16 protein-coding genes and 1 tRNA gene are annotated in these 18,907 nt (G+C 48.3%); 6 read left to right on the top strand and 11 right to left on the bottom strand.

The features are described from left to right. The first annotated feature begins 13 nt into the window (after window positions 1–13). Window positions 14–616: a lysozyme inhibitor LprI family protein gene (locus K4H28_RS01470; RefSeq protein WP_221006508.1), complete on the top strand. Its 603-nt coding sequence runs from the start codon at window positions 14–16 to the stop codon at window positions 614–616. A gap of 27 nt (window positions 617–643) precedes the next feature. On the opposite strand, the gene hepT is transcribed toward K4H28_RS01470, so the two are convergent. The 6 genes from hepT to K4H28_RS01500 all read right to left on the bottom strand — a co-directional run bounded on the left by hepT (window position 644) and on the right by K4H28_RS01500 (window position 5,172). Continuing rightward, window positions 644–991: a type VII toxin-antitoxin system HepT family RNase toxin gene (gene hepT / locus K4H28_RS01475; protein WP_221007910.1), complete on the bottom strand. Its 348-nt coding sequence runs from the start codon at window positions 989–991 to the stop codon at window positions 644–646. Between the two features lie 37 nt (window positions 992–1,028). Continuing rightward, window positions 1,029–1,718, bottom strand: a complete 690-nt coding sequence (locus K4H28_RS01480; protein ID WP_221006509.1) for a hypothetical protein — start codon at window positions 1,716–1,718, stop codon at window positions 1,029–1,031. Window positions 1,719–1,866: 148 nt separating this feature from the next. Further along, on the bottom strand, window positions 1,867–2,667 hold the full coding sequence (gene istB / locus K4H28_RS01485) for an IS21-like element helper ATPase IstB (protein WP_221005441.1): 801 nt from the start codon (window positions 2,665–2,667) through the stop codon (window positions 1,867–1,869). Further along, window positions 2,660–4,180 carry an IS21 family transposase gene (gene istA / locus K4H28_RS01490; protein ID WP_221005442.1) on the bottom strand — a complete coding sequence of 507 codons (1,521 nt, stop codon included), beginning with the start codon at window positions 4,178–4,180 and terminating at the stop codon, window positions 2,660–2,662. Before istA ends, istB begins: the two co-directional genes overlap by 8 nt. A 77-nt stretch (window positions 4,181–4,257) precedes the next feature. After that, a complete protein-coding gene (locus K4H28_RS01495; RefSeq protein ID WP_221006510.1) occupies window positions 4,258–4,911 on the bottom strand; it encodes a tyrosine-type recombinase/integrase in 654 nt (217 codons plus the stop codon). 174 nt (window positions 4,912–5,085) lie between these two features. Continuing rightward, window positions 5,086–5,172 (bottom strand) — tRNA-Leu (locus K4H28_RS01500). A 228-nt stretch (window positions 5,173–5,400) separates the two neighbouring features. Here K4H28_RS01500 and K4H28_RS01505 point away from each other — a divergent pair. Beyond that, entirely contained in the window at window positions 5,401–5,892 is a 492-nt protein-coding gene (locus K4H28_RS01505; protein ID WP_221006511.1) for a hypothetical protein, read from the top strand. Between the two features lie 101 nt (window positions 5,893–5,993). On the opposite strand, the gene K4H28_RS01510 is transcribed toward K4H28_RS01505, so the two are convergent. From K4H28_RS01510 to K4H28_RS01525, 4 genes are all read right to left on the bottom strand, one after another. Next, window positions 5,994–8,540 carry a family 20 glycosylhydrolase gene (locus K4H28_RS01510; RefSeq protein WP_221006512.1) on the bottom strand — a complete coding sequence of 849 codons (2,547 nt, stop codon included), beginning with the start codon at window positions 8,538–8,540 and terminating at the stop codon, window positions 5,994–5,996. 363 nt (window positions 8,541–8,903) lie between these two features. After that, window positions 8,904–10,811: a B12-binding domain-containing radical SAM protein gene (locus K4H28_RS01515; protein WP_221006513.1), complete on the bottom strand. Its 1,908-nt coding sequence runs from the start codon at window positions 10,809–10,811 to the stop codon at window positions 8,904–8,906. 262 nt (window positions 10,812–11,073) lie between these two features. After that, window positions 11,074–13,596 carry a methyl-accepting chemotaxis protein gene (locus tag K4H28_RS16885; protein WP_221006515.1) on the bottom strand — a complete coding sequence of 841 codons (2,523 nt, stop codon included), beginning with the start codon at window positions 13,594–13,596 and terminating at the stop codon, window positions 11,074–11,076. Between the two features lie 20 nt (window positions 13,597–13,616). Beyond that, window positions 13,617–14,105 carry a chemotaxis protein CheW gene (locus K4H28_RS01525; RefSeq protein ID WP_221007911.1) on the bottom strand — a complete coding sequence of 163 codons (489 nt, stop codon included), beginning with the start codon at window positions 14,103–14,105 and terminating at the stop codon, window positions 13,617–13,619. A gap of 180 nt (window positions 14,106–14,285) precedes the next feature. On the opposite strand from K4H28_RS01525, the gene K4H28_RS01530 reads away from it, so the two are divergent. Continuing rightward, window positions 14,286–14,474 (top strand): hypothetical protein, encoded by a 189-nt coding sequence (locus tag K4H28_RS01530; RefSeq protein ID WP_221006516.1) that lies wholly within the window; start codon window positions 14,286–14,288, stop codon window positions 14,472–14,474. A 347-nt stretch (window positions 14,475–14,821) separates the two neighbouring features. On the opposite strand, the gene K4H28_RS01535 is transcribed toward K4H28_RS01530, so the two are convergent. Further along, on the bottom strand, window positions 14,822–14,977 hold the full coding sequence (locus K4H28_RS01535) for a hypothetical protein (RefSeq protein ID WP_221006518.1): 156 nt from the start codon (window positions 14,975–14,977) through the stop codon (window positions 14,822–14,824). A gap of 237 nt (window positions 14,978–15,214) precedes the next feature. On the opposite strand from K4H28_RS01535, the gene K4H28_RS01540 reads away from it, so the two are divergent. The 3 genes from K4H28_RS01540 to K4H28_RS01550 all read left to right on the top strand — a co-directional run bounded on the left by K4H28_RS01540 (window position 15,215) and on the right by K4H28_RS01550 (window position 18,821). After that, window positions 15,215–16,276 (top strand): substrate-binding domain-containing protein, encoded by a 1,062-nt coding sequence (locus K4H28_RS01540; protein WP_221006519.1) that lies wholly within the window; start codon window positions 15,215–15,217, stop codon window positions 16,274–16,276. Window positions 16,277–16,343: 67 nt separating this feature from the next. Then, entirely contained in the window at window positions 16,344–17,837 is a 1,494-nt protein-coding gene (locus K4H28_RS01545) for a sugar ABC transporter ATP-binding protein (protein WP_221006520.1), read from the top strand. A gap of 9 nt (window positions 17,838–17,846) precedes the next feature. After that, window positions 17,847–18,821: an ABC transporter permease gene (locus K4H28_RS01550; RefSeq protein WP_221006521.1), complete on the top strand. Its 975-nt coding sequence runs from the start codon at window positions 17,847–17,849 to the stop codon at window positions 18,819–18,821. Window positions 18,822–18,907: the final 86 nt, after the last annotated feature.

Here is an 18,907-nt window from a genome sequence, read left to right on the forward strand (position 1 = left end):
AAAAGGAATTATAATGTTTAGGAAGTACATTTCGGTTGAAGGTTGCTCAAATGGTGCCGATTTCTACCTTAAAGCTAATGAAAAAATAAAAAAAACATCTCAAAGAATTGTTTTTGTTTTGGTCGTTACTTTTATTGCAGCTATATGCGCACTTTATGCAATAGTTTCTACTAGTCAAACAGGCGAGGAATTAGAAAAAGTCAATAATGAATTTGCTGAGGTGCAGAGCCAAGAGCAAATTTCAGTTGAGAATGCAGTATCTAAGATAGATACTGCTTCATCAGCTAATGAAATTAGCCAAACAGAAATAATACAAAATCATGATGATAATAAGACAGACTTAGATTGCAAGCCTGATAGCGCTAATTGCCAAGTAGAAGCTACATCCGTCGCAGTAAATCTGGAGAATGAAATTAAGCTTCAGGACGATAAGCTGAATCAAAATTGGAAAATTCTCAAAGAACTGGCTCCAACTGAAAAATATAAGGAAGCATTAAAAGAACAGCGCCTATGGCTGAAAGAGCGTGAAACATGCATTACTCAAGAATGCACTTTGGATAAATATCAGAAGCGGAATGCGGAGATTGAGGTACAGATAGTTGATGTACAACGATGAAATATAAACAACGATGGTAGCGGTAATTCAGACAGAAGGTGACTGATCCTTAAATAGTAAGGTTTGATAGTCATGGACTGCGATATTTCTAAACCCCACCATTTTCTGCAAACTAGTAGCCAACTCTGTATCGATCCATTTAGCTGTGGCGAGCAGGGTAAATACATCACCGGCGCTCTGTGGTACACCTAACTTCTCACGAAGAATTAAATGTTGCCCCATATCCTGCACAGAGGCAAAGGCACGCAAGATATTAAGAATCGTGGAATAGCACGCTCTGAAGTTTCTATAAAATTTAGCTATATCTATTAGGTTTTCCTCTTGAGTTAATATATTATTTAATGCCTTTTTTTGTTTGGCTGTTGTTGATTTTATTTAAAAATTAAGAGTGTTTTTCTGGATTTTTAAGGTTTTATACTTCATTGATTGTTATTGAGAATGAAATTCCGGCAGGTGTTACTAATGAGCTTGATTTTTTTTCTTCTTCATTTGTTTTTATCAGTTTAAAGTCATCTGGATTTTTAAATATTGTTGGTTTTTTCTCTTGGTTTGATCTTTCTTCGTAATCTTTTTCGCTTGGCTTTTCTATTGTTTCATTTTGTACGATTTGTTCTTTGTATGAGCGGTTTGCTAAAATACGGCTTTGTAACCAATTGTTTAAGAATTCAACTTCTAAATTCCCTGCTTGGTTGAAGGATTCTTGAAGGGCTTTTGTTAATTCTCTTGGGATTTCAATTGTAAGTTCTGTGGTGTAGATTCTTGATTTCTCAAATTCATCATTTACTGCTTGAATTTGAATTGATTTTTTCCATCCAGCTTCACTTTCTTTAAATTGGTTAAGTGTTAATTCACCTTTTTCTATATTTCTAATTAAATTCAAATCTTTTTCATTGGTTCTTTCGTTGTTTAAGCCCGTCGCAGTGATTGAAAGCCCTGACATTGCTAAGCTTTTGGCTAGAGATTGTCTACGTACTGCTGAAGCAACCACTTCTTCTGGAAAGCTCAATATTTTTATTAAATCAGCATCTGGCTCTGGATCTATAAATAAGATTTGTGCGTTTTTATTGCTTTTTAGTTGTGGCACAAAAATACCGCCAACCATACAAGTGTTCGCGCCGATTGAAATTTGACCCACCCTGCCGATCGAATTTTGACCCAGGGCTGAGCGTTGCTTTTTAACGGAGCAACTGTGGGTAAGTCTAGCAATTAGCGGGCAGTTCGCCCGCTATTTTTACACCTTCATTTTCAACTTAGAACGGTTCCGCTTCCCTACTCAGTTCATCTTTCTTACTTTGCTCCCGCTGTTTGATCTTCGATTTCGCCGCCATACTGCTGTGCTGGAAACGATAGGAATCATTCCCTGTTTCAACAATATGACAATGATGGGTGAGTCGATCCAATAGCGCCGTTGTCATCTTGGCATCACCAAAGACACTCGACCATTCCGAGAAGTTCAGATTGGTCGTGATGATCACGCTGGTGTGTTCGTACAGCTTCGACAGCAAGTGAAACAGCAATGCGCCACCGGCTTGGCTGAAGGGCAAGTAGCCCAGTTCATCCAGAATCACCACATCCACTCGCATTAGCGCCAGTGCGGTTCGCCCAGCTTTACCTTCTCGATTTTCTTTTTCCAGTAGATTGACCAGATCAACCGTTGAGTAAAAACGCACCCGCTTGCCATGCCGTGTAATCCCCCCAATCCCCATCGCAGTGGCCAGATGTGTTTTTCCAGTGCCCGGACCACCAATCAACACGGCGTTTTGTGCGGTTTCCGTAAAAGCCAGCGTCGCCAGTTGCCCAACGAGGGCTTGATCCACTTTCGACACACTAAAGTCGAAACCCGCCAAGTCTCGATGTACAGGGAATCTAGCCGCAGCCATTTGATGATGAATCGAACGCAGACCACGGTCGGTGTTTTCTGCTTGGAGTAAATGTTCAATCAGCCAGCCCGAGGTATCTATAGCCAAACCACTTTGAGCTTTTAAATCAACCCAAGCGCCCGCCATACCGTGCAAGCGCAAGGCTTTGAGTTCCGCGGTAATGTCACGCATGATTGGCTCCCTCACTCGCAGCGGTAGGCTCGGAAGCTTCACGCAGACGGTCATAGCGCTCCGTATTCGCTTGCGGTGCATCCCCTAACTGCAAAGCAGTTTCGGCACTGGCTGTAGCAGGTGGATCATTCAAGCGCGCGACCACATTCAGAATGTGTTCAATGCTGATGACTCCTGATTCTAAGACCAACTCAACTGCAACGAGCACGGCATCCAATCCGGCCACCGGAACGGTGGCCAACACTTGTGCCATTACTTTGTCACCACCGTTGCGCCTTAACAATCCTTGTTTCAGCCGCAACAACGCCGTTGGCATCTCTGTAAATGGCGCACCATTGCGTAATGCACCAGGCTTGCGACTGATCAGTGGAATGTAATGCTGCCAATCGAAACTGACCTGATGTTTTGCCGGCAGACGATGATGGCAAGCCACGATTTCATCGTTCACCACAATCGCCACTTGTGTTGAGTACAACCGAACACTTACGCGCTGACGCGCCCATTCACAAGGAACTGAATATCGATTGCACGCTACGCTGATCAAACACGTACTGGAAACTCGAGCCAGATGCTCAACGTAACCATCAAACGGGGTCGGCATCGGCATCATTGCCAGTCGCTCTTGCTCCAACATTTCAGCAATGCTTAACCCTTTGAACTCAGGATGTTTGAGTTCGTCCCACAAGGCACGACAACGTTCGGCCAGCCAGGCATTCAGCGCTTCAAAGTGACTGAATTTAATGCTTTGCGCTTCAAGCCAAATGCGTCGCCGACTATCTTGCACATTCTTTTCAACGACGCCTTTTTCCCAACCAGAGGCGACATTGCAGAAGTCGGGATCAAACAAGTAGTGCGCGCACATCACAGAGAAACGGGCATTCACAATACGCCCTTTGCCCTTGAGTACCTTATCAACAGCGGTCTTCATATTGTCGTAAATGCCGCGTCGTGGCACGCCACCTAGAGCGACAAAGGAGCGGGCATGCGCATCAAATAACATTTCATGACCTTGGCTGGGATAAGCGACCAGCCAGAAAGCGCGACTGGCACACAACTTCATATGGGAAACTTGAATGCGGCGATAAATGCCACCGATAAGGAGATTCTCTTCGCTCCAATCAAATTGAAAGGCTTCACCCAAAGCAAACTGCAAGGGCACAAAGCCTTGCGGGGCTTTACCAGCTTTGCCACGCCAAGCACGAACGAAATCGGTGACGCCGCTATAACCCCCCGAATAGCCCTCAGCTTGGATCTGCTCGAACAACGCTTTGGCGGTGCGACGATTCTGTTTGGCACGGAATGAATCGGCAGTGAGCGCACGTTCTAAAGTGGCGTGAAATGGAGTGAGTTTGCCGGGCTTATGCTGCCGGATATATTGCGGTTCAGACTTCGAGGTTGGCTTACGAATCCAAGTCCGGATGGTGTTGCGCGCCAGACCGGTGCGCTTGGTGATTTCGTGCAGCGATAGATTATCGCGAAAATACATCCTGCGGATTTTGCCAATCATTTCCATGGTGATCACCTTTTATCCTCTGCTCAAGAATTAAGCAGAATAAGTAGAGCACCTGGGTCAATTTTGGATCGGTATAACTAGCTGTAGTGGGTCAATTTTCGGTCGGCGTCAACAAGTGCAGGGTTAGTTTTGATTCTGCCTGTCTGCACTGCAAATCGCATGATCACGGTAATGTATTGTCGGTAGGCTTTAGCTAGGTTGAACGTCCCACGTTGAGTAACCAGAGTCAGCGGGTAGAGGAGGTCACGGGTTTCTAGGCTTTCAATGGCGCGCATGCCTATGATTGGGAAAATATCCGCTTTTAAACGCTTCAGGATGCGTTCTGCATGACTTGGTATCCATGAGCCACTTTCAAGCTCTTTTGCGTGCCACTCCAGCGCAATGGCTTCAAAAGTATTGGCCATTGAATATTGGGCGGCAATTTTCGCAACTTGTTTTTCTATACGCGGGTTTTTGCCTTCTTCGACTAAGTTGAGGGCGTCATTGCGTAGTTTTCGAGCTTGGGCAAGTGAAACCTTGGGAAACTCACCAAGCCATTGTCTGTGCATCTTGCCGTGTAATCCGTAGCGGTACATCCAACGTTTGCGGTTTGTTGCAACAACAAGATACAAACCACCGCCATCATTTAGAGTGGTCTCTGCTTTGCCTTCGGGTAATTTGGCATTTTTTATTTCTAGCAGAGTCAAAAGATTGCGTGGCTTTTCGGCGCTTTCGCTTTTTGCTCTTGGCATGGAATTGCCCCCGTTACTATGTCCTGCCCCCATTGTAGTACGGGGACAGGTTTGGGGACAGGTTTGTACCTGGCTGTCTTGGGATCTTGTTGGATGTTACAGACAACAAAAAACCCGCAAAGCTAGGCTTTATGCGGGTTTAAGGACTTTCTTGGACTGCTTAAAACAACCTAATGGTGCGCAACACGAGACTCGAACTCGCACGCCTGTAAGGGCACAGCGACCTCAACGCTGCGTGTCTACCAATTCCACCAATCGCGCACTACATACTGAAACATTGCTATTTCAGTGAGGAAGCGCATTCTAACTAGACTGTTTCCGGTTGTCTAGTGTTTGGCTGGGAATTTTTGGGATTTTCTTGTTTTTGCCTGCTTGGCGGCGGGGGGCGTCGTGATTTTGCGATTGTTTATGCTTCTTGCTTGATGCTTATTAAAAGCAGCGTCACACTGTTGGGATAAACTTCCCTGCAATTGATGATTGGAGAATGAAATGACTGTTCGTTATAACGTCGGCGCTCGTGCAAGTAATCGTTTGCCTGAGGCTTTGCAATCTTCTGATGGGATCCGCCAAGCGCTCAAAGCGGTTGCTGAGTATTTCCCTATGGATTTGACGGTGGATGAGCTTGAGCTTGAGCTGCTGCTGAAATCTTCAAAAACGTTGTCGCGCTTTTTTGTGCCAGGCAGCAAGATTGATGTGGCGATTCAGTTTGCTGAATTGTGCGAAATTTCGAGCGAACTGTTTAAAGAAGTGAAGGAAATCCGCAAGAAAGTAAAAAGCATCATCAGCGATCATGAAGATGAATTAGAAGCGAATCACGTGGGTGCCTTGCAGTACGTGACTGAGTTCCGTTCGGAAATGGGCCCGGCTTTGGCAAATTCGATTGTGTTGCGCCGCTTTGCCAACTTCCTTGATGCTGTGTTGTTGGCACAAATTCAATACTCAGCAGAAAACGTTGAGATTGAATTGTACTTTACTGCTTGATAGGTATTGATCTGTAGCTATTGATTTGTAATTGCTGCAGATTAATACATCGAAATAAAAAAGCCCCGCAATCAATGCGGGGCTTTTTGTTGGTGCGTGTTTTAGTTCACGCTAATTGTGGCGCTCTTGCGGTTGCTGCTGCTAAATGCGGCGAGCTTGATACCACCAAATGCTGCGTGTTGGCTAATTGCGTGATAGTCGAGTGGCGCAGTGTACAACGCAGACTGCGCGGTTGGCTCGCTGCCGTCAACGGTATAACGAATATCCAAGCCCGGCGCCGAGAGGTTGGCATACAGTTTGCCGCCTTCAACTTTGGCTCCTGGCAGTGGGATACGGTAGCCGTATCCGCCCAAGAAGCCATCCAAGCGAGCCAATTCGCGTTGGCCAAGACGGTTGGCGAATTCATTCCAGTCGCTGTCCATTTTGGCTTTACGCGTGTTTGCATCGGCGATGAAGGTCCATTTTGGATCAACAGCCCATGCGCGCTCGGCCAAGGCAATAATCCGTGGCATCGCGAGGTATTCGAGACGGCCTTGGTTGCGGATGTTTTCCGCCCACAATTGGCCTTGAATGCCGATGATGTTTTTGGTGCCTTCAGCGGTCAAGCGCACTTTACTGGCGATATTGTCTTGATCGAGTGCGTGGCCCATCAAGTTCACGGTTGCCGTGGTGAAAATATCGAGCGGGCAGAATTCATACGCGCCGCGCGTTTCGATAAAGCCGCCCCAGTAGTAGCCTGGCTCAGCAGGATCTTTGGCGTAGGCCAAGTCAAAGTACAGGTTCGTTACGTTTGACAATACGGTTTTGTAACCAGCATTGGCCAATTGGTAAGCGAAGTCTTCTTGGCCCCAGCCCCATACATTGTTCCATACGTATGGGCGGAAATTGGCGTTGACGAATTCTGGATTTGGGCCGTGCGTGTGTGCGCCATCGACTTCTTTTTTGATCAAGGCGATTTCTTCCCAGCCACCAAACACGAGGCCGTATTTTTTCAATAGGTCGCGATAGCGTGCAAGGAAGTAGTTTTGCAATTCAAGAATCGTCGTCATGCCTTGTTCTTTCATGAACGCTTGGCAAATCGGTGATTTTTCCCATGCGCCGTGCGGCACTTCATCGCCACCGGTGTGCATGGTGGTGAACGGCGCGCCAGCGGCTTGGTACATCGCTTGAATGTCGTGCAATACGGTTTCGATGAAGTTGTAGCACGATTCTTGGCCAATGCAGATCACATTGTCGTGCCATAGTTGCACGGATTCATATTCTGATGCGTCGTCAAAATCGCAGAGCAGGTATTGCTTGGTTTCGGTTTCGTGGCCGGTTTGCATCAGGCGGTTGTAGCGTACATTCATCGCTTTAATCGCGGCGCGAGCGTGACCCGGTACATCGATTTCTGGCACGACTTCGATATGGCGTGCGGTAGCGAATTTCAAAATTTCAATAAAGTCTTCGCGCGTGTAAAAGCCCGTTCCGGCTGCATTGCTCACATCACCGCCAGAGCCAAAGCACGGCACTAGGTTGTGGTGTTCGTTTTGTGTGAAGCCGCGTTTGCTGCCGATTTCGGTCAATTCTGGCAGGCTAGGGATTTCTAAGCGCCAGCCTTCGTCGTCGGTGACGTGGAAGTGGAATTGATTGAGCTTGTACAGCGCCATGCAGTCTAGCAGGCGCAATACGCTTTCTTTGCTGCTGAAGTTACGACCCACATCTAAGTGCATGCCACGGTAGGCAAAGCGCGGTGCGTCAACAACCTTGCCGCATGGCACCGTGAGCGTACTTTGTGGATTGAGGAAGGCAGCAACAGGGAAGAGTTGGCGCAAGCTTTGTAGCGCATTAAATACGCCATGCGCGCTCGCGCCCGTAATGGTGATGGTGTCGGCGCTGATTTCGAGCGAGTAGGCTTCTTTTGGCGCCAACGTGTCGCTCACTGCAACGCTACCCACTTGCAAGATAATCGCTTGGCGACCCGCTGGGCGCGCTGCGGCGCGTTGTAATTTAACTGCGCTCACATCGTGAATCGCTGCGCGCAAGAAGCGAGCTTCAGCCGCTAAATCGCTTGAATGAACAATCAGTGTGTCTTTATTGATGGTGAATGTGCCTGGAGTCCATTCGCTAGAAATCGGCGTTGGGGTGATTTTGCCGACTTGATCGCTTGGCAATAACGTTAAATCTTCATTGTGTTCAAAGGTCAGGCTAGGGCTGCTCAGTGGTACTTGATCGTTGGCGTTGCGGTTGCGTTGACCTTCGGTAGTGAACGGGGCGATTTCAGGGTCGCCAATCGTTTCAAAGCGCGCATCGGCTTGGCCGTCGTTGTAAACGATGTAAAACCCTAGCGGAGCATCGGTTTCTGCGATGACCCAGAACAAGCCTTCGTAAGCAAAAGTACGTGTTTCACCCGGTGCTACAGCGGTAAATTCAGCTTTAGGAGCCAAGCGCCAAAAATCACCATTCACATGCTTCACATCGACATGACCGCCGACGGTTTCTGGTTTGATCTTGCGGCAGGTATTGAAATAGAGCGCCCAGCCTGTTGCTGGCAGCGGTTTATCCGAAAGATTAGTTAAACTGAGTTCAGCTAAAAAATTATCGCCATTGTGGGCATTGGTGGTGCAAGACCATTTCAGTTGTAGGTGGCTGCCTGATGGCTGGGTCATTCTTATTCTCCCTTCTTGCTGGTCAGTAATGTCAGATGATCGGGGCGCTGTTGCGCACGTGAAATCAAGTTTAGAAGCCTTGGCGCGGCTTCGCCAATGAAAGTTGTATGAACCGACAAAATCAGCACATATTAATATTCCAATTCTAAGGAGAATCAATTTGAGCTGATATTAACTATGAATATTACTTGGGGGGTAAAGGATTAAATCCTGTTATAGAAGGATTTAGTCCTTATTTGGCTTTTCGGCACAAAGAGTGAGTTGCTTGCAGTCTCACATTTGTGGCGTGGGGAAGAGGTGATGAGTTTGTGATGGCAACCAGCCCATACCAAATTGCTGTGGCATGGGCTGGCTCAATCCAAATTAGTACTGTTGTAATGCTTTGGCGAGGCGATGTTTGTGAATCGTCGTGCGCGGTACTTTTCCGTTAAACCACACGCGCACATCATCATCCAGACCGATGCCGTGCATGTAGTTATACAGCGCTTTGTTGAGCGCTTGGCCGAGTTCGTCGTGATCGACGCCAGTCGGGTCGATAAAGCCGACATCGTTGGTGGCAAAGCTGATTTCCGGAAGTTGCTCAAGTGTCACGCCGAATTCTTCTGGATTTTTACCGACCGGTGAATGCACGGTGCAGGCAAAGCGGTGGAAGAAACCCGATTGAATACAGCCGTTATCAAAGAGTTGCCGCACATATTCTAGCGCGTCGACGGTGTCTTGCACTGTTTGCGTCGGGAAACCGTACATCAAGTAGGCGTGCACCAGCACACCGGCTTCGGTAAAGCTTTGCGTTACTTTGGCGACTTGCTCGACTGAAACGCCTTTTTTCATCAGCGCCAACAATCGATCAGAAGCAACTTCCAGCCCGCCAGAAATCGCAATACAGCCACTCTCGGCTAAAAGTCGGCATAAATCTGGGCTAAAGGTTTTTTCAAAGCGAATATTGCCCCACCAAGAAATCGATACATTGCGGCGGATTAATTCCTCGGCCAGCGCTTTGAGTGCTTTGGGCGGGGCAGCTTCGTCGACAAAGTGAAATCCAGTTTGTCCTGTTTCAGCAATAATTGCTTCGATTCGATCGACCAGCACTTCGGCGGTGGTCGTTTCATAGCGCGAAATATAGTCGAGCGTAATGTCGCAGAAACTGCATTTCTTCCAATAACAGCCGTGCGCGACGGTGAGCTTGTTCCAGCGCCCATCGCTCCACAAACGGTGCATTGGGTTGAGCATATCAAGCAGAGATAAATAGCGATCCAGCGGCAAGCCATCCCATGTCGGCGTACCGACTTCGCCAAACGGCACTTCAGGCTCGACGAAATTGATGTATTTCACTACGCCGTCAACACGGGCGAAAGTACGCACTAAACGCTGCTGCGAGCGTTTACCTTTTAAGTGATCAAGCAGCGCCAACAATGGGCGCTCGCCAGCATCGAGCATCACGTAATCGAAGTAATCAAATACGCGCGGTTCTTTCAGTTCGCGCAGCTCGGTATTGGCAAAGCCGCCGCCGAGCGCGATCACCATATCTGGGTATTGCTTTCTAATCGTTTGAGCAATTCGGAAAGCGGCATATACCGCGCCAGGGAATGGCACAGATAGCAATACGATATTGGGCTGGTGCTGCGCGACAGAGGCCAGTGTGAGTTCGGCCAAATAGTCGTCGACCATCGTCGTGGGTGAAGCTAGTGCGCGGGCGAGTGGGTCGAAAGTTGGTTGCGACATCGCCAATGACTCGGCATAGCGGACAAATTCAAAGCGCGGATCAACCGCTTCACGTAGCACATCGGCGATGTCGTTCAAATACAGCGTACCCAAATGTCGCGCGCGGTCTTGCGTACCGAGCGCACCAAAAGCCCACGCCAGCGGATCGCCACCATCGTCATCGACGTAGGCATCTAGCGGCGCAAAGCGCTCGCCCTCAGGTAGAAAGTTACGGCTACAAATGCGGTGGGCGATGGTTGAATCGCTGCCTTGCAAAAAGGCAATCGTCGGCGTAATCGTGGTCAAATAGCGATCAAACGTCGCATCAAACAGCGCTACTTGATTCGAGCGTTTTTTGGGTGGGATTTTCTCTACTTTTTTGCGGACGTCTTGCAAACCGCTTTTGGAAAACAGTTTCAACATCAAGGCTAGTGCCAAATCAGCTTGCTGCGCTTCAATGCCTTGCGAGCGCAAAAAACCGGTTAAATAAGCGGTCGACGGGTAGGGCGTATTGAGCTGCGTCATCGGCGGGATGATGGATAAAACGCGCGCTGATTCGATGATGCTCATAAAAGTCCTTTCTGCCTTGCTTTGTATTTGACGTAAACTCAGTGCGTTTTTGGGGTATTAACATCTAGACTTTGCTAAAAAAGGCCTGCATGCAAATACCCTTGTTTTATCGGCAATTAAGGCTTTGCCAATAAAAAAACCTCAGTCGCAATCAGCGGTCTGAGGTTTTTTTGAATGCGATATGCAATTCAATCGATGTAAGTATACCTGAGTTTATGGCGATATCCTTGCTCGGCTGATGAGTGCATTTGGCTGGCCGAGTTTAAAACTCCTCCCAATGTTCTTCATTCTCGTGATTGAGATGTGGCAATTTGACCGTGGTTTTTGCTTTATTGTTGGGGGCGGATTTAGCAGGCGCTTTACTGATGTGCTGCGCTGGTGCTGTTCTTGCGATTGAAAATTGCGGTGCGTGGTTCAGCTTAAACACACTCACCGATTCAGCCAAGCTTTGCGCTTGTTCTTCGAGCGATTCGGCCGCTGCAGAGGCTTGTTCCACCAAAGCCGCATTTTGTTGCGTGACTTCATCCATTTGGATAATGGCTTGATTGACTTGGGCGATACCCGCACTTTGCTCGGCCGATGCGGCGGAAATTTCGCTCATGATGTCGGTCACGCGCTGAATACTGCTTTCGATTTCGGTCATTGTGGCACCAGCCTCTGCAACCAGTTTCGTGCCGCCCTCGACTTGGTTGACTGAGTCGCCAATCAGCGTTTTGATTTCTTTGGCGGCTGACGCTGAGCGCTGTGCGAGGTTGCGAACTTCGGAGGCCACCACAGCAAAGCCACGCCCTTGTTCACCAGCGCGTGCGGCTTCAACGGCCGCATTGAGTGCCAAGATATTGGTTTGGAAGGCGATGCCATCAATGACACTAATAATATCGACAATTTTGCGCGAGGCGTCGTTGATTGAGCTCATCGTATCAACGACTTTACCGACAACCAGGCCTCCTTTATGAGCGACTTCCGACGAGGTGCGGGCTAATTGAGTGGCAACAATGGCATTTTCAGAGTTTTGTTTGACCGTACTGGTGAGCTCTTCCATGCTGGACGCGGTTTCTTCGAGGCTGGCCGCTTGCGCTTCAGTGCGGCGGGAGAGATCTGCGTTGCCTTGTGAGATTTCTTTGGCCGCAGTATTAATTGATGCGCCAGAATATTGGATTTCGCTCACTAAGCGTTGCAGATTTTCTACGGTTGCATTAACACCCTGTTTGGTTTCACCAAACAGACCGGGGTAGTCTTGGGTAATCGTTTTGGTTAAATCACCATCGGCTAAGGCATTGGCGACGAGCATTACATCACGCAGGCCAGTATCAGTCACCGTTGAAAGTTGATTGAGTAATTCAGACAGGCGCAGCGTAAACCCTTGTTTGTCAGACAAATTAATTTTGACACTGAAGTCGCCTTTATTGGCGGCAGCCTCAACTGTTTGTTCAATTTCAGCGACGATTTTCTTCAGCGCCGTCACTGTGGCATTGACGCCATTTTTAGTTTGGCCAAATAGGCCAGGGTAATCTTTGCTAATGGTTTGTGTTAAGTCACCTGCTGCGAGCGCATTGGATACGCGAAGTACATCATTAAAGCCAACGTCACACGTTTCAGTCAGTTGATTGAGATTTTGAATCATCTCTTGAAACATATACTCATATTTATTGGCGTCAGCGCGTTGGCTAAAGTCGCCGCGCGAGCCTGATTCGGCAAGCAGTTTGACATCACTACTGATGGCAAGCAGCGCAGATTTTACATTTTGCAGCGCAACCGTAATTTTGGCTTTGTCACCCGGTAACTGCTGCATATTGGGAGTAAAGTTGCCGCGTGAATACTCTTTGATGACATCAACAATTTGGTTTTGCACTTCGATGTGAGAGTTGACAAGGGCGTTGGCTTCTTTCGCCATCACGGCGAAAGAACCATTAAATTTCGCGGCATCCATTTGGCTTGAGATCCAACCTTGCGCATGTTGCTCGGCCATGTGATTTTGTGCTTGGATGAAACTTTGAATTGCATCTTGCATCTGTTTCATCGCAAACATCACACTGCTTTGATCGTTGTCGCGTAGCACAATCGGATTATCCATTTTGCCTTGTGAAACGGCGAGGGCGAGTGCGGCTGCTTGTGTTGGTTCGCCTCCAAGTTGCTTCATCAACGTACGGACAATCCACCAGCTAATGACCAAACTCAGTAAGACCGCAATGACCACCAAGAGCAAAATTTGCACTTCAGCTGCTTCCGCCAGCGCTTCTGCATCATTACCATCCTTTATCATTAATTCGGATTGATAGTTGATTAAACTCGAAATCGCGGCGGTATACGCCAGTTGCGCATCGCGCATCTCGCCGAGCAGCAATGGTAGTGCCTCAGCTTGATTATTGTTTTTCACTAAGAGCAAAAACCGATCTAAGTCTTCGGCATACACTTTGCGCTTCTCAAGCGCGGCCGCTAGCTTTTGCTTTCCAGTGTCGCTGGTAATGGTTTGCTCTAATTTTTCGTAGCCAGCGCTAATTTTCTTGCGCGCTTCGGCGATTGCCTCGTACTGCTCGGCGATGCTGGGCGGGTCGGTCATTAGCAATAAGTTACGTGTGGCGCGAGCCACCAGATTCAGCTCATCTATAATGCCATTGGCGATTTGGGTTTTTGGGTAGCGATCATCCACTACTGTCCCGATGGCATTATCCAAATCAGTTAGTTTGCTAAAGGCGATGCCACCAATCAGTAGCAGTAGCGCCAGCACTAGACCAAATCCAAGCCCCAATTGGGTGCGTACTTTCATCGTTTGAATTGCAGACATCGATAATTCCTCCACTGGGCTTATGCTGGGATGCTTTCAAGAATTTGTGTTTCATCGCTAACTAACAAGGTTTCAATGTCGACAAGTGCCACCATGTGCTCATTAAGTGTGACCATGCCTAGTAAGTAGCGGATATCAATACGGGCGCCAAATTCTGGCGGAGGCTTGATTTGTTCTGGGGTGATTTCCATTACATCTGAAACGGCATCCACGACAATACCGATCAGGCGATCAACTAGGCTGAGAATGACCACGACAGTGGTCGCTGAATAATTGACAGTAGTGAGGCCTAACTTGATTCGTAAATCCACAATCGGCACGATGCTGCCGCGCAGATTGATGACGCCTTTGATGTGGTCGGGCAAATTGGCCAGTTGAGTCACAGGCTCGAAGCCCCGAATTTCTTGAACTTTGATAATGTCGAGTGCGTAGTTCTGCTCACCCAAGCTAAAGGTTAACAGCCCGTTGTGGCACGCAGAGAGCAGGGCACGCTGTTTAAAGTATTCCATATTCACGAAGTACCTCATCAGGCCGGTGTAAATATTTAAGGTAGTCTAAGTAAATATAGATGTACAGCGGAGAAATATGTTGCGGTGCAGTAGATGAAAATTGATTTAGATCAGTTTTTGCGGGGAAATGTGAATTTCGTAGTAGAGCGTGATGTGCTTACTTTGCTGTGAGGGAGGAGTGTGGGCAATAAAAAAGGGCTTAGCTTTTTAGCTAAACCCTTGTTTTTATTAGTGGTGCTCGGAGCGGGACTTGAACCCGCACACCTTGCGGCGAGGGATTTTAAGTCTGAGTTACTTGTTTTTCTTGGTTGTTTTTATTTGTTTTTAGTTGTTTTAAAACATGGAGTTATATTGTGTTTGTTGTTTTGAGTAAGTTTTAATTTACCCCATTTATTCTGGTTCAGTGTGACGCCATTGTGCCAAAAGCGGGCACTGAGGCGTGAATATTGATCCACAATTGACGTCCGCATGACTCCCTGTTGCAGACGTTAAATTTGCAATTGAAATGCCTGTATCTCAGCCAAAGCAGATCATCAGAGCAATCTTGTTTGGTGGCCAAATTCAGTAAGCCATTACATGGCGTACCTGAGGCCACGTGGTTGGAGGAGGAGCTTATCAAGCTTTTAACCACAAACGGCCTATCGGTGTGCTCGTGACTAATTTCCTCCCTACAGCTGTGCCCGAATGACTCTGCTATAGGGCGGTGAATCGTCACGCTATGTTGTACCGATAGCAACTACTGCGAAGCCGACGTTGACCGCTTTGGCCGAACAGCACTGGTACCAGTCAAAAAGATTGAAGGCCGCAACCTGATGGTTTGCGGTCTTTCTTCTTTCTGGCTTGGGCATCAACAGATCGGCCTTGATGGACATAAACTGTCTTACAAATTAAGGGCGATTCATTCGTCCCGCTCCGCCGCTCATTTACCTCAGTATAAATTGGGCGAAAATGACACATATGCAAGTAGTCATTTTGACGCTGTCATTAATTGTACCTAGACTTTGCCAAATAAACACCTATAAAACACTTATTAACGGGTGTTAACTGCGTGGTGTTTAGGCAAATGCCGCTAATTACGATTGGATGCAATACTTGTTGAGAGGTGGAAAATGAACGCGATACATAAAATAATCGGTCTGGCTGCATTAGTTGCCAGTACTTGGGGAATTGCAGGTGAAACAACTGGGCCAAATGGTGAAAAGCCAACGGCCTATACACAAGTGACGCTTAAGCCAGATCAAACAAAGGCGCTACAAAGCAAAAAGTATAAAGCGGCGATTTTGATGCACACTACGTCAGACTTTTCATCTGCGCTGATTAAAGGTGCAAAAGAAGTCTTTGCCGAACAAGGGATTAGTGTTGTGGCAGTGACCGACGCGGAAATGGATCCCAAAAAACAGCGCACAGATTTAGAAACAGTGCTTGCGCTGAAACCCGACGTGATCATTTCATTGGTTATTGACCCAGTTTCGGGTGCTGCAGCTTTTCGCCAGGCTAGCGATAAAGGCGTCAAACTAGTTTTTATTAGCAATGCACCACAAGGCTTTAAGGCGGGCAAAGATTACGCTGGCATCGTGACCGATGACTTATACGGCATGGGCAAATCGGCTGCAGAGTTAATGGCGGCCAGCATCGGTGGTAAAGGCGATGTTGCCTTGCTTTATCATGCAGCTAATTACTATGTAACCAATCAGCGCGATGCGGCTGTAAAAACCGAATTGGCCAAATTCCCTGGCATCAAGATTATCGCTAATAAAGGAATTGCTAATCCAAATGATGGCGAAGTCATCGCGGGGGCGATTTTGACGCAAAATCCTAGCGTGAAAGCGATTTATGCTCCTTGGGACGCCATTGCGGAGGGTGTAACTGCGGCTGCGCGCGCAGCAGGGCGCAAAGATGTCAAAGTAGTGACGATGGATTTGGGTGCGGCCACTGCGCTCGACATGGTGAAAGGCGGCAATGTCGCTGGTATTGTCACTGATCTACCGTATGACATGGGCAAAACGTTGGCGCGTATGGGGGCATTGGCTTTGCTGAATCAGCCAACACCGCCATTTGTGACAGTGGACGCGATCAAAGTGACGCCAGCCAATTTGGACACTCAATGGCAAAAAGCCCTCTCGCGAACGCCACCTGATGCGATTCAAAAAGCATTAGCCAATCGAAAATAGCAGCGGTTATGTTTTAAATGGACTTTTTATAGGCTTTTGAAGCATATACCTTGCTATGGAGTTTGCTATGTCACATGCAGCAGCGATTGTCGCTCAAGGCATTTTTAAGCAATTTGACGGCAATGCGGTTTTAAAAGGCGTTGATTTTGAATTGGCGCGCGGTGAGATTCACGCGGTGGTCGGGCAAAACGGAGCAGGCAAATCCACCTTGATGAAAGTGCTCAACGGCACTCATCAGCCCGACAAGGGCAGCTTAAGTATCTTTGGCCGCGCAGCGAGTTTTAGCTCAACCGGCGAAGCGCGCTCGCGCGGTATTGCGATGGTGTATCAGGAGCTTAGCCTCGTGCCGACGATGTCGGTGGCCGACAATATTTTCATGAATAACTGGATTATCGTCGGCGGACTGCTCGATGTCGATGCGATGCGCGCCGCGACGCAGCGGCTGCTCGATAAAGTCGGCATTGCCAATGAAATTTCGCCCGATCAACTGGTTGAGTCGCTCAGTATGGGGCAGCGGCAATTGGTTGAGATTGCCAAAGCGCTGTCGAGTAATGCGCAGATTATAATTTTGGACGAGCCCACGGCATCGCTGTCGGATCAGGAAATCGAGCGTCTGTTCGTTGCGATACGCCGGCTGCAAAGTGAAGGTGTTTCGCTGATTTATATCACGCATTATTTGCGCGATATTTTTAAAATCTGCAATCGCGTCAGTGTGCTGCGCGATGGGCGTTGTGTGCAGCAGTGGGCGGTGAGCGAGACTTCAGTGCCGCAATTGGTGGCGTCGATGCTCGGCGAGGCGGTGTCGAGGCAAAACAATTGGCAACGAGCGACGACGGATTTGCCGCATTCAGCGACGCCCTTGCTGGAAGTGGAAAATCTGGTGACCTCGCATCTGGATGAAGTCTCGTTCAAAGTCTATCCGGGGCAAATTGTCGGGCTGGCGGGGCTCTTGGGCAGCGGGCGCACCGAAATTTTAAATGCGATTTTTGGCCTGGATCCACTCGATAGCGGGCAGATACGCGTCAATGGTCGAGCGGTGCAGATACAGTCGCCCGCGCAGGCGATTGCGCATGGCATTAACTTGGTGCCGGAAGATCGGCGCAGCCAAGGTTTGATTCTGGATTTCAGCGTGATGGACAATCTCTGGCTGTGTTCTTTACGCAAGCTGGCAAATCCTGTCTTTATCGATCAGAATCGGGCGGCTGAGATTGCGCATGAATTGGTCAAACGCTTACAAGTGAAAACCACGGGCATCGATCAGGCGGTGCGTTTTCTGTCCGGCGGTAATCAGCAAAAAGTCGTGATCGGCAAATGCCTGCACACTCAAGCCAAAGTTTTGCTGCTCGATGACCCAACGTTTGGCATCGATTTGGCGGCCAAACACGAAATCATGCACATCGTGAATGACTACGTGCAGCAGGGTAATGCGGTGGTGTTTGTATCGAGTGAATACAGTGAGATCGCCAGCTTTTGTGACACGACTTACATCGTGAAAAAAGGGCGTATCGCAGGCCAATTGGCGGCAACAACAGAAGAGCGGCTACTTGCCGCCGTACAGTGAGGATGCATCATGGATATCGCCATTAAACGCGCCACTTTTCCTTTTGCCATCGGGCAATGGCAACGCTATATTATTTATTTTGTGTTTGTCGGCCTGTTTGTATTTTTTTCGATTTTTCTGCACGACAAAGGCTTTTTGCAAGCAGGTAATTTGATGAACATCGCGCGGCAAACAGCGATGATTTCAATTATGGCGGTCGGTATGACCTTTGTGCTGTCGGCGGCCGAAATTGATTTATCGTTTGGCGCCGTGGTGGCTCTCTCGGCGGTTACCGTTGCGCTGCTGTTGCCGTACGGGATGATTGTCGCCGTTCCAGCCGCGCTCTTGGTTGGCGCTTTGTGTGGGCTGATTAATGGGCTGTTTGTGTCGAAAGTTGGGATTCCATCGTTTCTGGTGACCTTAGGAATGACGGGCATTATCACTGGCATTACGCGCTGGGTTACCGATTTGCAGACGATTCCGGTGGATAACGAAACCTTTGCCTTTATTTTTGGCTCGGGCGATATCGGGCCGATTTCGGTGCTGTTTATCTGGATGATGGTGATTGCGGCGGGTGGCCATGTTTTGCTGCGTAAAACCAGCTTTGGTAAAGAAGTCCTCGCCAGCGGCGGCAATAAAATCTCGGCGATGTATTCGGGCATTAACGTCAATCGCGTCAAGCTGTATGTCTTGGTGCTCAACTCAACCTTGGCTGCGCTGGCGGGTATTTTGTATGCTGGCCGTTTGCAAAGCGCGCGCTACACCTTGGGTGAGAGCGATCTGATGATGGTGATTGCGGCGGTGATTATCGGCGGCACCAGTTTGTTTGGTGGCAAAGGCACGGTGATTGGCGCACTGATCGGTGCGCTGATTATGGGTATGGTTAATAACGGGCTGGTGCTGATGGGCTTGAATGTGGATCAGCAATTGATCCTGCGTGGCATCATTATTATTTTCGCCGTCACGATGACGATGGGTACTTTGCGGAAAAAGAAAAAGTCCTAATCGGGTTGCGCTAGGGCGCCACTTCTAAATTACTCCCGTCATGTATTGAACTGAAGCTAATGGGGTATCTGCTGTTGATGCAGATA

Origin of the sequence: Deefgea tanakiae, from assembly GCF_019665765.1 — a bacterium.
GTDB lineage: Bacteria > Pseudomonadota > Gammaproteobacteria > Burkholderiales > Chitinibacteraceae > Deefgea > Deefgea tanakiae.

Coding starts and splice junctions, on each gene's coding strand:
- K4H28_RS01470 (WP_221006508.1), top strand. CDS start 14: ATGTTTAGGAAGTACATTTCGGTTGAAGGTTGCTCAAATGGTGCCGAT.
- K4H28_RS01480 (WP_221006509.1), bottom strand. CDS start 1,718: ATGGTTGGCGGTATTTTTGTGCCACAACTAAAAAGCAATAAAAACGCA.
- istB (WP_221005441.1), bottom strand. CDS start 2,667: ATGCGTGACATTACCGCGGAACTCAAAGCCTTGCGCTTGCACGGTATG.
- istA (WP_221005442.1), bottom strand. CDS start 4,180: ATGGAAATGATTGGCAAAATCCGCAGGATGTATTTTCGCGATAATCTA.
- K4H28_RS01495 (WP_221006510.1), bottom strand. CDS start 4,911: ATGCCAAGAGCAAAAAGCGAAAGCGCCGAAAAGCCACGCAATCTTTTG.
- K4H28_RS01505 (WP_221006511.1), top strand. CDS start 5,401: ATGACTGTTCGTTATAACGTCGGCGCTCGTGCAAGTAATCGTTTGCCT.
- K4H28_RS01510 (WP_221006512.1), bottom strand. CDS start 8,540: ATGACCCAGCCATCAGGCAGCCACCTACAACTGAAATGGTCTTGCACC.
- K4H28_RS01515 (WP_221006513.1), bottom strand. CDS start 10,811: ATGAGCATCATCGAATCAGCGCGCGTTTTATCCATCATCCCGCCGATG.
- K4H28_RS16885 (WP_221006515.1), bottom strand. CDS start 13,596: ATGTCTGCAATTCAAACGATGAAAGTACGCACCCAATTGGGGCTTGGA.
- K4H28_RS01525 (WP_221007911.1), bottom strand. CDS start 14,105: ATGGAATACTTTAAACAGCGTGCCCTGCTCTCTGCGTGCCACAACGGG.
- K4H28_RS01535 (WP_221006518.1), bottom strand. CDS start 14,977: ATGTCCATCAAGGCCGATCTGTTGATGCCCAAGCCAGAAAGAAGAAAG.
- K4H28_RS01540 (WP_221006519.1), top strand. CDS start 15,215: ATGAACGCGATACATAAAATAATCGGTCTGGCTGCATTAGTTGCCAGT.
- K4H28_RS01545 (WP_221006520.1), top strand. CDS start 16,344: ATGTCACATGCAGCAGCGATTGTCGCTCAAGGCATTTTTAAGCAATTT.
- K4H28_RS01550 (WP_221006521.1), top strand. CDS start 17,847: ATGGATATCGCCATTAAACGCGCCACTTTTCCTTTTGCCATCGGGCAA.